Raw genomic sequence first — 14136 nt, 5'->3', positions numbered from 1 at the left:
GGCGGTGGCTTTGTTATTGCGCCGCTATTTCTACGTTATCTACGCGATATACTGCACCTTCGCCCGTCCCCCATGCTGGGAACATCATGATGACGTTGATAGCACTAATATCTAGGCCAGCGTCAAACAGAGTTTGCAGTGGGAATGTATAGGTCTGCCATTCGCCTTGCACAGGTTCTGCACCTTCAAGACTTGCAGAAAGTGGAAGCTCAACAGCGGTTGATGCGCCTATTGACTCTATTTTAAATAGCCAAGGTGCTGACGAATCATTTGGCATTGAGCTTACTTTCATCTCAAAGCGCACTGCGCCGTTTGTAAGTAGTGAGGATGCATCGTATGAGTGACCGTCATCTGCAATGATGCCCATTACGGTTGGTGCTTCGCCAATTCTAAACTCTGCAACGGTGCCATGCTCAGCGTCATCTATTTCTTCTGTAGGTGTAGAACCGCCGCAGCAATCCCAGATTCTCCACTGCTCTGCGGCAGTATCTGCAAACAGGGTAATACCACCAGCTGGCGCTTCAGCACCACTGTCAGGGTGATAAATCTTCACGTTGTCTAAGCGATAGACCGCGCCCTCACCTGTTCCCCAAGCTGGGAATACCATGATCACGTCGATACCACTTACATCTAAGCCACGTGCCTGCAGGTCTGAAATAGGGAAGGTATAAGTTTGCCATTCACCTTCAGATGGCGCTTGACCCTCTACGCTTTCAGCAAGCGGAAGCTCTACAGCAGTGGAGGCATCGTTAGACTCTACTTTGAATAGCCATGATGCCTCGGCGTTGTTAGGTGCATTAACTACACGCATATCAAATTGCAGTAAACCGCCATCTGTTAGCGCTGTTGCATCAAATGGTGTATCACCGCCGCCAGCAGCAGAGCGTGTGATAAAGCCCATTACGGTAGGTTCTGCGCCAATGCGGAACTCCGCTGTTAAACCGTGTTCTTCATCGTCCATTTCTTCCGTTGGTGTTGAACCACCACAGCAGTCCCACATCGGCCAATCCGGATTTTGGCCGTCTTCGAAGATGGTAAGTTCAGGATAGGTAACGCCACCTTCTTGTGAGATTTCAACATTGGCAATGCGATAAACTGTGCCGTTACCAGTATCCCACGCAGGGAAAACCATGATTACATCGATAGCACTCGTATCAAGTCCAGCCTCAGCCAGTGTACTTAGAGGGAACTCATACGATTCCCACACGCCTTGCTCTGGCGTTGCGCCAGCGGTGTCTGACGGCCCTACATAACCATCCATAAGAGGAAGTTCTGCAAAAGTACTACCTTCAGAACTTTCAATTTTAAATAACCAGTTTGTGGTTGCATTGTTTGGGAGCGAGGTTACCTTTAAGTCAAACTTAACGCTGCCGGTCTCTTCTATTGGCGAAGCGTCGAACGGCGATGCCTCACCTTCTGGGTCGGAGATGAATTGCGATCGGCTAATAAAGCCCATTACTGTAGGTGCTTCACCAAATGTGAATTCATACACTTGACCTTGGCTCGCATCTTCAACTAATGCAGGCGTTGAACCACCACAGCAATCCCATGCTGGCCAATTCGGATTTGGTGTTCCATCAAAGATAGTCAGGTTTTGTGGAATACCTGTAGATGGCGGAGTCGGTACAGGTGCTGCACCTTCAACTAATGCGTCATCTAAAGAATCATAACCTGGGCGCACAGTTTCACAGCCTTTGCCAGTATCTGGGTCTGACGCACATTCATATACGCGTACATAATCTACTTCGAAGGTTTGACCTTCTGCGAATGCTTCAGCATCAATACCGGTTTCATTTACATTGGCTGGCCAATCGCCACCTACCGCAAAGTTTAGAATCAGATAAAACTCTTGGTCAAATGGCGCATTATCCCAGTGAGTTGTTAGCTCGCCAGTACCTTGTTCATAGTACTCAGCATACCAACCGCGGTGTGTAAGACCGGTAGCGTCGCCGTTTGCATTGTAACGCACCTCAGAACGTCGCTGTGTAGCGTACAAATATCCATCCATGTACCAGCGGATTTCTCCTTCCTGCCATTCAATGGCGTAGGTATGAAAGTCATCAGCAGGGTTTGCGCCATCTGGCAATGAATAGGCTTGGCCAGAGCTATCGTTATTTGGCCATTCTTGACCGTAGTGAAGGGTGCCATAGATGTGATTTTCTGGATTACCTTCAGCGTTGGCCGCTTTTAGGTTCACTGCTTCAACAATGTCTATCTCACCAGAGCGTGGCCAACCGCCGTAAACTTCATCAGTTGGCATCATCCAAAATGCTGGCCAGCTACCTTGGCCTTCTGGCATTTTTGCACTCATTTCAATGCGTCCGTATTTAAAGTCGGCTTTGTATCGTGTATTAAGACGGGCTGATGTGTAAGGTTTTGGCGCACCCTCTTCTGCTGGGAGCGCAACAATTTTTAAACTGCCTTCTGAAACAAAGGCGTTGCCTTCACTGTCGGTATAACATTGTGCTTCGTTATTACCTCCACCGTTACAATCTACTTCATGGGTCCAGTTATCGTCATCAATACTAGTACCGTCAAATTCGTCACTCCAAACAAGCTGCCAGTCACTGACTGGAACAGACGCGTCCACAGCTGTGATATTGGTAGAGGTTTCTGCTCCACCACCACAGCCAACTAGGGTTGTGACTGATATCGCAGCAGCTACCTGCGATAGTTGAGTGAATTTTTTATTCATTATTTCAGCCTTGGTCAAAGATTTTGGGTTTTTATGTTGTGGCAAAAGCCACATTTAGCCTTTTGGAAGCGCTTACATTTTTGTTTTAGAGTTTTGTAAGCGCTTACATTTTGCTAACATTAATTCAACGGCAATCAAAGGTCAATGCATCTAGCTTAGTTTTGAACCTTATATTGTTAAATAATTGGTCTAATATATTGCCTCTACAAGTAAGGCGAAAGCGGCGGTGTAATCGATATTTCTTGGGCTGCAAAACGGCAAAGGCAGTCATTTTTTGTAGTTAACAGATTTTTAATGAGAATAGAGATATCAATGTTTATTTCAATCTGTATAGCCGTCAATAGTGTCTAACCACGCGTGTTTTACATCTGTATTGTTAAGTAATGTAGGAGCATGTTTTTTATTTAACAGTTATTAAACACTTGCATTACATTCATCCTGATCGTATTGTTGCATGTAAGCGCTTTCAAGCATTCCGCACTCTTTTGTAAGCGCTTACATAAGGTGCTGAATTTAAGTGCCAAAATAAAGTATCGAATTAAAAATGTGGGGATAGAGTAACGTTTCTACAACTTACCCTTTTCCTACATCCATTAAACAGTAATGCTGGGATACACATGACTACATTTAAGAAAACACGTTTGGCATCAAGCATGTCATTAGTATTGGGAGCACTCATTACCTCTCCAGTACAAGCGCAGGAAAATGATAAAGAAATCGAAGCCGGAAACTTTGAGGTTATTGAAGTAAGCGGTATTAGAGAAAGTTTGACGAAGGCTATGCTGACAAAGAAAGCAGCATCAGGCGTAGTTGACGCAATTTCTGCCGAAGATATTGGTAAGTTTCCCGATACTAACCTAGCAGAATCACTTCAGCGAATTACTGGTGTTTCGATTGATCGCTCTCAAGGAGAAGGTAGTCGAATTACAGTACGTGGTTTTGGACCAGACTATAACTTGGTCACGTTAAACGGTCGTCAAATGCCTGCGGCTAACATTGCTGCTACTTCTGCATCATCGTCACGTTCATACGATTTTGCGAATTTGGCGTCTGAGGGTGTTTCTGCGGTAGAAGTGTATAAAACAAGTCTTGCATCTCAGCCTACAGGTGGCATCGGTTCTACGGTTAACCTAGTTACTGCAAAACCATTGGCAAACCCTGGAAGAAAGGCCACTATCACAGCGAAAGGTATGATGGACGGTTCAACCGAGACCGGTAGCTCTATCACTCCACTGGTGTCTGGTATTTACAGTGAAACGTTCAATGACGATAAGTTTGGTATTCAGATTATCGGTTCTTATCAAGAGCGTGATGGCGGTCAGGCAAGCGCCGAAACAGGTAATGGTTGGTATACTATTAAAGGTGACGGCGGTGACTGGGGCTCGCTACCTCGCGATGGTTCGTTTACCAATGTTCCAGGTCCAAATGATGTTTATTCAACACCTCGTAATCTAGCGTATAACTTTGATGAATTCAGCAGAACAAGAACAAATGGCCAATTGACACTTCAATATGCGCCTAACGACAGAATTACTACATCATTAGATTACACCTACTCTGAGTTGGAAGTTCAAACACAGAGACAGCAACTTTCTACTTGGTTCAATGGGCTTCCTGCCTATGGTGAATATACTCCTGGCACGAATTCAGAAGGCTCTGTAATGGGCCCGGTAATTTACGCTGATTCTACATGCTGTGACATCGGTTTAGGCACTTCAGATACTTCAACTTATAACGAAAACAAATCACTTGGTTTCAATGTTGAATGGGTAGCGACCGACAATCTTACGCTAGAGCTAGATGTCCATTCATCTACTGCTGAAGCGGGCCCTTCTAATGACTTAGGAAGTGATAATGTAGTTAGCGCAGTGTCTTTTGACCGCGTATTAACGGAAGTTGACTACTCACAAGACTTCCCAGTCATGGACATTACTTACGCAGATGGCGTGAACGGGCTAGATCCTGCTCGCATGTCTACATCAGGTACGTCATTCAGAAATAGCTACATGAAGTCTGAAATTGACCAAGTTCAATTCCGTGGTAATTACTTCTTCGACGAAGGAACAATCACGAGTATTGATTTTGGTATTACGGCGATGGAGGCGAAAAACCGTTCTGCTTACTCAGTTGCACAGCGCGATACATGGGGTGGTTATGGAACGGCTGATGATTATCCAGATGATATCTTCATGCAAGAAGACCTTCCAAGTCGCTTCGATGACGTGTTAGGTAGTAATGGTGCTGATTTAGAACCGTTCTACTATGCATCAAATATGCAGGACCTGATTGGAGCGATAAGCGCTATAGCGACAGCAAATGGTGAAACTATCAGTCCATGTGGTACGCGTCTATGTATGGACCCAAATTATCAAGTAGATCGCCGTGTTACTGAAACTCAAATTGCTGCTTACTTGCAAGCAAATATGGAGTTTGAGTTAGCAGGTAAACCAGTGTGGGTAAGTGCAGGTCTGCGCTACGAAGACACTGACGTAGAGTCTACGGCTCTTGTTCCTCAGTTCACGACTATTCAATGGTCAGGAGCAAATGAGTTTAATGCAGTCATTGACGGCGAAACGTTTACGACACTTGACGGTGGATATGACCACTTCTTGCCATCACTTGATTTCAAGATGGAGATGAGTGAAGACTGGTACGTAAGAGCATCTTACAGTGAAACCATCACCCGTCCTGGATACGGAGATATACAAGGTGGCTTAACCGTAAACCAACTTGCACGTTTTAACGGCGGTACAGGTAATGCGGGTAACCCAAATCTATTGCCATTTGAATCAACGAATATCGACTTTTCGACAGAGTATTACTACGGCGAAGGAAGTTATGTGTCTATCGGTTATTTCGATAAAACGGTAGATAACTTTATTGGTTCAGACACGTTTGTAGATACGATTTTCGACTTGCCTACACCATTTGGTGGACCGCGTTACGATGAAGCTGTGGCAGCACTGGGAACAGATGATGCTGGTGCGGTACTTGAGTATTTGCGAGCAAACTTTGGTGACCCTGTACAAGGTATTCCTGGTGAAGATCCGCTGTTACCTATTACGGTAACTCAGGCAGTTAACTCTGATACCTCTCGTTCAGTAGACGGCTTTGAGATGGCGGTTCAGCACATATTCGGTGAAACTGGCTTTGGTGTTATCGTCAACTATACAACGGTAGACGGTGATGTTACTTACGATAACTACAACACGAACAAAGGTGAAGGGGTACAAAACCAGTTCGTGCTTCTTGGTCTAAGCGATACAGCTAACGCCGTACTTTTCTATGAAAAAGACGAGTGGGAAGTACGTGTTGCGTGGAACTGGCGTGATAAGTTCCTGTCAGGAACGATTGACGGAAACGGTGAACGTAACCCGACTTACGTAGAAGCATACGACCAAATTGATGTAAACGTGCGTTATAACGTTAATGAGAACCTTGAACTCTTTGTTGAAGGGATTAACGTAACTGGCGAATATCAAAGAGCGCATGGCAGACACCCGAATATGCTTATGGGTATCTACGATGTTGAGCCTCGCTACAATGTTGGTGTCCGTTACAGCTTCTAAGTATTACTAAGTTGTAACTTAAAGAGCGTTGTGGCTTATGCCGTAACGCTCTATTTTTATCTGCGTTAGAAATAGAGTAGTGTTCACCAAGTCGAAACTCCATCATTGTTGGTAAGTAATATGAAGGAATCACATTTCCAAGCTCCATTAACTTCCATTGTCGTGGCAGGCGGTGGTGCTGCTGGGTGGTTAACAGCTGCAATTCTCGCAGCAGAGCACAACATCAAAAACAATGACCGTGTGTCGGTGACACTTGTAGAATCCCCGGATGTAAAAATATTAGGGGTAGGCGAGGGCACATGGCCCACAATGCGCGATACACTGAGAAAAATAGGGATCAGTGAAGCCGATTTTATCGCATCTTGCGATGCGTCATTCAAGCAGGGCACCCGTTTTGTAAACTGGAAGTCGACAGAGTCGGAGAATGTATACGACCATCCTTTTAGCCTTCCGGCCGGATTTTTCGAAGGTGAAGTTGGGGCATGGTGGCTATCACACGGTCACAAGCATCAAAAATCTACCTTTTCCGAAATGTTTAGTACACAGTCATTACTGTGTAACTTTTCTAAAGCGCCAAAGCAGGTGCAAACACCACCCTATGCCGCCGTGGCTAATTATGGCTATCACCTTGATGCTCACAAATTTGCAGAGCTACTAAAAACACATTGTATCGAAAGATTGGGCGTTAATTATGTTAACGACCATATAGAGCATATTAAAGAAGATGCTGAGGGTTATATAGCAAGTTTGCAGTGTAAGTCCCAAGAAATAAGTGGTGACTTATTCGTCGATTGTACGGGGTTCTCTGCAACCCTGATTGGAAAACATTTTAATTCACCCATCACCGATGTATCACATGGCCTGAAAAATAACAGTGCGATGGCAGTTCAAGCTGGCTACGTAGATGAAAATGTTGATATTGCTTCGGCGACATTATCTACAGCCCATGAGAACGGATGGATTTGGGATATTGGTCTACCGCACAGAAAAGGCGTAGGCTGCGTCTATAGCAGCGAATTTACCAGTGACGAGAAAGCAGCGGAAACGCTAAAAGCCTATCTAACATCATGTAAAAAAACGAAAGATGTATCGGAAAGCGACTTTAGAAAAATCACATTCAGTCCAGGCTATAGAAAAACAGCATGGGTTAAAAACTGTGTTGCGGTAGGGACAAGTGCTGGTTTTGTAGAGCCACTAGAGGCATCGGCTTTAGTAATGGTTGAAATGTCCGCTCGTTTTATTTCGGAGCACTTGCCAAATCATCGTGAAATTATGCCTTCGGTGAGCAAACGTTTTAATAGCAACTTCACGCGTCGCTGGGAGCGTATCGTTGACTTTCTCAAGTTGCATTATGTATTAAGCGTACGAAAGGATTCGCCCTATTGGCGCTTTATGACTAACCTTGATAATGCCTCTGAACAGCTCAAAGACTGGCTGCTTGAGTGGCAGTATAGGCCTATCTCTTTAACAGATTTCTGCTATGCCGACGAACTTTTTCCAGCGGCTAGCTACATGTATGTACTTTACGGAATGAAAGCGCCAGAGCAATTCGCTATTAACTTCTCTCGATACTCTGATAGCGTGATGGGGCAAACGTTAAACGCAGTAAAGGCGAACGAAAAACTGTCTCAGAAGCACATTGCTGCTCTTCCGACTAATCGTGAACTAATTAAGGCAATTCGCGCATAGAATTGCACCTAGGAGAAAATGATGGCAAATCATGTTTTGCTAAACAATGTGGAACATAAAAATCTAAGAGTGATTCAAGACTTTTCACTTTCACCTGACGCTAAGCAAATGTGTGTCGCCGCTTTTCCTGTTGAGGCTAGACATGCACAAGCACATTATCCTCTTGTTTTCGCAAAAGATGGTGAAGGCAACTTTCAAATGGTTGCATTGTTTGGACTAGAACAAGGTGAAAACTTATTTCTAGACGATGACAAGTGGCACGCTTCTTACCGTCCTTTAGTCATTGAAAAAGGGCCATTTTTAATTGGAAGAAGCAACACTGATGACCAAGAGCGCTTGTCTATTCATGTCGATATGGACGACCCGAGAGTAGTAAACGAACCCCACGATAATAGTGTTGATGTGTTTTTGCCTCATGGAGGTAACAGCGAATATATCGACAATGTAGCAAATGTACTCAGCACACTACACGAGTCTCAAGCTAGTCACGAGCAATTTATAGCTGCCCTTGAGGCAAATAACCTTATCGAGTCGTTTGTTGTAGATATTGATCTGGATGGCAACGGAACGAATCGTTTGTCTGGCTTTTATACAATTAACGAAGATGTGCTTAAATCGTTGGATAAAGATGCACTAGGAGATCTGCACGAGAAAGGTCACCTAAACACGATTTACATGATGCTAGCGTCTATGTCTCAACTGAGTACTCTTGTTACGCGTAAAAAAGAACGCGCGTGAGAAATAGACAATTGAGCCGTTGCAAAGATAAGAGAGCGTTTCGCGTCTATGGATAACATGTGGCAGCGTCGCTGCGCCAAACCAGAAACTGTAACAACGTCGACCCTTGAATGCTCGCAAAGTGGACTTGCTAACTATCTTATTGGGCGGGACGAGCCGCTCGTTATAGAGCAGCTTGTTGCAGAGTGGCCACTTGTTCAAGCTGCGAAGGCTAGCAATGAATCTTTGTGTGACTATCTTCTTGAGTTTGATAGAGGTGCAGTCGTTGACGCAATTCGATTGCCAGCGTCTGCCGATGGCCGCATGTTTTATAACGACGATATCACCGGCTTTAATTTCTCGCGGGTTAAAATGCCCTTTAAAACTGCGCTAGGCGCGCTTTTGGCTGAGCAGCATAATTCAACGGCCGAGACCCTTTATGTGGGCTCTACAACAGTAGATTCCTGTCTGCCAGGTTTGCTTGGAAAAAACAAAGTCGCGATTGAGTCGTTAGACCCATTGGGTACGCTATGGATTGGCAATAAAAGTCGCATTGCTGCGCATTACGACGCTCCTGATAATTTAATCTGTGTTGCGTCTGGTAAGCGAAGAGTAACGTTGTTTCCCCCTTCTCAGACGAAAAATTTATATGTTGGGCCGCTGCATTTTACGCCTGCTGGTCAACCGATCAGCATGGTCGATTTCAGTGCCCCAGACCTGAATAAATATCCTCGATTTGAGGAGGCGATGAAGCATGCCTTGGTGGTAGAGTTGCTTCCGGGCGACGCGCTATACATACCGTCTATGTGGTGGCATCACATAGAAGGTACAGAATCAATTAATCTACTTATCAACTATTGGTGGCGAAATGTACCCGCATATATCGGCCGCTCCGAAAATGCTTTATATCACGCGCTACTTACGTTAAAGCAGCTACCTAAGGCACAGCGAAGAGCGTGGCAGGCGCTTTTTGATCATTACGTCTTTGACGACGACGGGATGCGTTTTAATCATATACCGCCGTCAAAGCAAGGCCCTCTTGGCGAGCTAGACGAAAATACCGTCCGCCAGTTTAAAGCGTGGCTGGTTAACAATTTAAAGCATTAAATTAGAGGTAAATATGGCATCTACGCAGACAAAGAAAAAGCAGCGATTGGTCATAGCTGGTGGAGGTACCGCAGGCTGGATGGCAGCAGCGGCATTTACACGGCTGCTAGGTAAAGAAGTTGACGTCACGCTTATTGAAAGTTCTGAAATTGGGACTGTGGGCGTAGGCGAGGCCACTATTCCAACGCTTGTCTTTTTTCATAAGTTGCTCAAGATTAATGAGCAAGAATTTATGGCCCAAACCAACGCAACATTTAAGCTGGGCATTAACTTTGAGAACTGGAAAGATCTTGAACATGCTTATTTACATGCCTTCGGTGTAACGGGAAAAGACTGCTGGGCAGCAGGTTTCCAGCATTTCTGGATGCGAGGTCTGAAAGAGGGGCTCGCAACTGACTTCGGCGATTACTGCCTAGAGCGGAAGGCGGCAGAAGCAAATAAGTTCGCTCATTTGCCAAACAATGGCCTAAATTACGCTTATCATATTGACGCCACACGCTACGCTGGATTTTTACGCAACTTGGCGGAGAAAGAAGGTCTACGTCGCATCGACTCTACAATAAAAGAAGTAACAACAAGAGAGCAGGATGGCTTTATAACGGCGTTAACCTTAGCATCTGGTGAAGTAATTGAAGGTGACTTCTTTGTTGACTGCACAGGCTTCAAAGGTCTATTGATAGAAAAAGCGCTACATACAGGTTATGAAGACTGGTCGCATTGGTTACCTTGCGATAGTGCTGTAGCGGTTCAGACAGAGTCTGTTGGAGAACCTATCCCTTATACTCGTTGTATCGCGCATGAAGCTGGATGGCAATGGCGAATTCCTCTGCAAAATCGAGTTGGTAACGGCATGGTGTTTTGCAGTAACTATTTTTCTGATGATGAAGTCATTGAGAAACTGTTAAACAACGTAGAAGGCAAGCCTCTAAACGACCCTAGAGTTATTCATTTTAGAACGGGAAAAAGGCGCAAACAATGGAATAGGAACTGTTTAGCACTAGGGTTGGCCAGCGGCTTCCTTGAGCCTTTAGAGTCTACGAGTATTCACCTAATTCAGCAGGGCATAGTGCGCTTTCTTCGCATGTTTCCAACTGCAGGAATTGTGCAAGAGGATATTGATGAGTTCAACCGTCAAGCTGATTTCGATATTGAGCACATTCGGGACTTTATTATCCTTCACTATCATGTGACTAACAGGACAGATTCGCCGTTTTGGCGACACTGTCGTCAAATGGATATTCCAGCATCTCTGCGACATCGTATAGATTTATTCAAAAAAACAGGACGTGTGTTTAGAGAAGGTAGCGAATTGTTTGATGATTCTTGGCAGCAAGTCATGATTGGACAGGGATTAATGCCACAAAGCTACCATCCGATTGTGGATACAATGAGTCGACAGGAGTTGGAAACCTTATTAAATAGTATTAAGCAAGGTATTGAAAAAACCGTTGCTAAACTACCTCCTCACCAAGACTACATTACTCGTTTCTGCGGGTAAGGCTTAACAGTTAACTTTCCAGCGTGGTGAGCAATAGGCGCCGCGCTATATCTCAGTTTGTTAACCCTGCTCCAGCGCATTATTTTAATTGCCTCAAAATCGAAAAAAGAAGAAAAAGCTTAAGTAGGTTGGCATAGTATAGTTCGGTACACTTAGCATCGGACACCTACATGCACCATCACCACCACAGTCATCATCATGGTGAACCATCGGCTCATCGCGAAGACTCCGCGCGCATTGGCTGGGCATTCTGGCTCAATTTTATTTTTACTATTATTGAATTTATTGGCGGATGGCTAACTAATAGTGTCGCCATTATGGCTGATGCTGTTCACGACTTAGGTGATTCGCTTTCCATAGGCTTGGCGTGGTATTTAAGTAAACTTGGTCACAAGGCATCAACCGAAAAATACACCTACGGCTTTAAGCGTTTGAGCCTCATGGGGGCGATGATAAATGGTGTGATCCTTGTTATTGGATCAATATGGGTATTGTCTGAAGCCATCCCCCGTTTATACAACCCAGAAATGCCTATGACGGAGGGCATGATAGGGCTCGCTATATTGGGTATTTTGGTAAATGGATTCGCGGCCTACAAGCTCCATGGCGGTCATTCAATGAATGAAAAAGTGCTGAACTGGCACCTAATTGAAGATGCAATGGGGTGGGTCGCAGTACTGGTTGTTGCCATTGTCCTTCACTTTGTAACGTGGCCTATTCTCGACCCAATATTGTCTATTTGTTTTACGCTCTTCATATTAATAAACGTAGTGAGATACGTTGTGCAGACCATGTCTTTGTTTTTGCAAGGAGTGCCCGACTTGGCAACAAGGAATGCAATCAGTAATGCGTTGTTGGCAATACAGCACGTTGAAGAAATCCACCACGTGCATTTTTGGTCACTTGATGGAGAGCAGCATGTGCTTACCGCACATGTGGTAATTAACTGTGCAATAGACAATGAAAAATTGCGACTACTCAAACAAGAAGTCCACGCGCGTTTATCGCCCTTTGGGCTTGCGCATACCACGATAGAGTTTGAATTACCGGGAGAACCCTGCCGTGATGAAAGTGATCATTTACATGCTCATTCTCATCATCATGAGCACGAAGAACTCTAAGCGGGCTGCGAGGTTAGACGCTCTAAACCTCGCTCATATCTTACACGCCACCATTTAAGGCTTAGTCCAATTACGACAAAACATGTCACCCATAATCCAATAAGTGCCGGAATAAAGGCGCTGCTAACACCACCCACAAAGCCTACAGGAGAGAACATCAGATAGAGCGTAGCGATAAGGCCAACCAGCACAATGGCGCACGGTATCGCATAGCGCCACGGGGTCATATTAACTTCGGCTTTGGGCGTAAAGTGCCATGGTGTCGCCATTGGATAGAGCTTGCCTATCGTTAACATAATGGCCAGTTCGATAGCGAATAAGATGGCATAAATATGAATGAAGTTGATATCGACTTCCCATACGAACTTGAGCAGTCCATAGGCGATTACGTGAAAAATGATGGCTACTTTTGCGGCTAGGGCAGGTACTTTCTTGGTAAACAAACCAACTAATACAATGGTGATTACCGGAATATTGTAGAACCCAGTGAATATGCGAATAATTTGCCATAAGCCCTCAGGTGCAAACATCAGTAGTGGCGCAGTGATAAAAGACAGCACAGCGATAACGATACTGGTGATTTTAGCGACGCGTATTAGCTTTTCGTCACTTACTTTGTCTTTCTTGAAGGGCTTATAAACGTCTAAACAAAATAGGGTGGCTGCACTGTTAAGCAGTGAATTAAAAGAGCTAAATACCGCCCCAAGCAATACGGCTAGGAAGAAGCCCGACAAATACTGTGGCAGCACATCTTTCACCAAGTGGGGGTAGGCTAAATCGATAGTTTGAAGATTTTCGTCTTGATACAGGTGGTATGCGATTACGCCTGGCAGCATCATCATAAAAGGCACTAGCACTTTAAAGTAGCCTGAGGACAATACGCCTTTCTGGCCTTCAACCAGGTTCTTTGCCCCAAGGGTACGCTGAATCACGTATTGGTTTGTACCCCAATAAAACAGGTTAGCTAAGATCATACCGGTAAAAATAGTACCGAAGGGGACAGGATCGTCAGCGCCGCCTATGGCATTGAGCTTTTCGGTTTCCGTTGTCGCAATAGTTGAAAGGCCGTCACTAAAGCTTCCGTCACCTAAAGCAATTAAACCAAGTATAGGGACTAGCAAGCCCACAATTAATAGACCTACACCGTTAATGGTATCTGATACGGCCACTGCCTTTAAACCACCAAAAATAGCGTAAAGCGCGCCTACGGTGCCAACAATCACAATGGTTATAACTAAGCCTACTTCATAACTTACGTTAAAGAGGCCTGGTACATCAAAAAGCCGAAGTACGGCAATAGAGCCAGAGTAAAGTACCGACGGAATAGTTACTAATGAGTAGCCCACCATAAATAGAACAACCGTCATCCTACGTACGCTATCGTCAAATCGGTCGCGCAAAAACTCAGGCAATGTGGAGAAAGCGCCCGCTAAATAACGGGGTAAGAAAACAAGCGCCATGATAATGGTAGAGATGCCGGCAGTGACTTCCCACGCCATTGCGCTAAGGTTGTAGCCGAAGGCAGAGCCGTTTAAGCCAATAAGCTGTTCAGCTGAGAGGTTGGTAAGGATCATGGACCCGGCGATAAAAGTGCCGGTAAGCCCTCTTCCAGCAAGGAAGTAACCGTCTTGCGTGTTTACTTCCCCTTTAGTTTTCATGTAAGAAATAACGGCAACCAATGCCATAAATGCCATGCATGATAGTAGGGTAAGGGTGATATCCATGTACTACTCCTATTCG

General features: G+C 44.9%; 8 protein-coding genes. 6 read left to right on the top strand and 2 right to left on the bottom strand.

The features are described 5' to 3' along the window. Positions 1-13 precede the first annotated feature (13 nt). On the bottom strand, positions 14-2695 hold the full coding sequence (locus ACM0P2_RS18565) for a family 16 glycosylhydrolase (protein ID WP_419226973.1): 2682 nt from the start codon (positions 2693-2695) through the stop codon (positions 14-16). A 617-nt stretch (positions 2696-3312) separates the two neighbouring features. On the opposite strand from ACM0P2_RS18565, the gene ACM0P2_RS18560 reads away from it, so the two are divergent. From ACM0P2_RS18560 to ACM0P2_RS18535, 6 genes are all read left to right on the top strand, one after another. Continuing rightward, positions 3313-6264, top strand: coding sequence for a TonB-dependent receptor (locus tag ACM0P2_RS18560; protein WP_236547162.1), 2952 nt, complete (start codon positions 3313-3315; stop codon positions 6262-6264). A 120-nt stretch (positions 6265-6384) separates the two neighbouring features. Beyond that, a complete protein-coding gene (locus tag ACM0P2_RS18555) occupies positions 6385-7953 on the top strand; it encodes a tryptophan halogenase family protein (protein WP_159119770.1) in 1569 nt (522 codons plus the stop codon). Between the two features lie 21 nt (positions 7954-7974). Next, positions 7975-8691, top strand: coding sequence for a SapC family protein (locus ACM0P2_RS18550; protein WP_159119769.1), 717 nt, complete (start codon positions 7975-7977; stop codon positions 8689-8691). 48 nt (positions 8692-8739) lie between these two features. Further along, positions 8740-9777: a cupin-like domain-containing protein gene (locus ACM0P2_RS18545; RefSeq protein ID WP_236547161.1), complete on the top strand. Its 1038-nt coding sequence runs from the start codon at positions 8740-8742 to the stop codon at positions 9775-9777. Between the two features lie 13 nt (positions 9778-9790). Further along, entirely contained in the window at positions 9791-11275 is a 1485-nt protein-coding gene (locus ACM0P2_RS18540; RefSeq protein ID WP_419226972.1) for a tryptophan halogenase family protein, read from the top strand. 170 nt (positions 11276-11445) lie between these two features. After that, complete coding sequence (locus ACM0P2_RS18535) at positions 11446-12396, top strand: cation diffusion facilitator family transporter (RefSeq protein ID WP_419226971.1); 951 nt, start codon at positions 11446-11448, stop codon at positions 12394-12396. Here ACM0P2_RS18535 and ACM0P2_RS18530 read toward each other — a convergent pair. Then, positions 12393-14120: a solute:sodium symporter family transporter gene (locus tag ACM0P2_RS18530; protein WP_419226970.1), complete on the bottom strand. Its 1728-nt coding sequence runs from the start codon at positions 14118-14120 to the stop codon at positions 12393-12395. The genes ACM0P2_RS18535 and ACM0P2_RS18530 overlap by 4 nt on opposite strands. Positions 14121-14136 lie beyond the last annotated feature (16 nt).

Source organism: Alteromonas sp. OM2203 (assembly GCF_048517045.1).
Lineage (GTDB): Bacteria > Pseudomonadota > Gammaproteobacteria > Enterobacterales > Alteromonadaceae > Alteromonas > Alteromonas gracilis.
The sequence above is the reverse complement of the archived record's forward strand: the minus strand, read 5'-3'. Positions and strand labels throughout refer to the sequence as shown.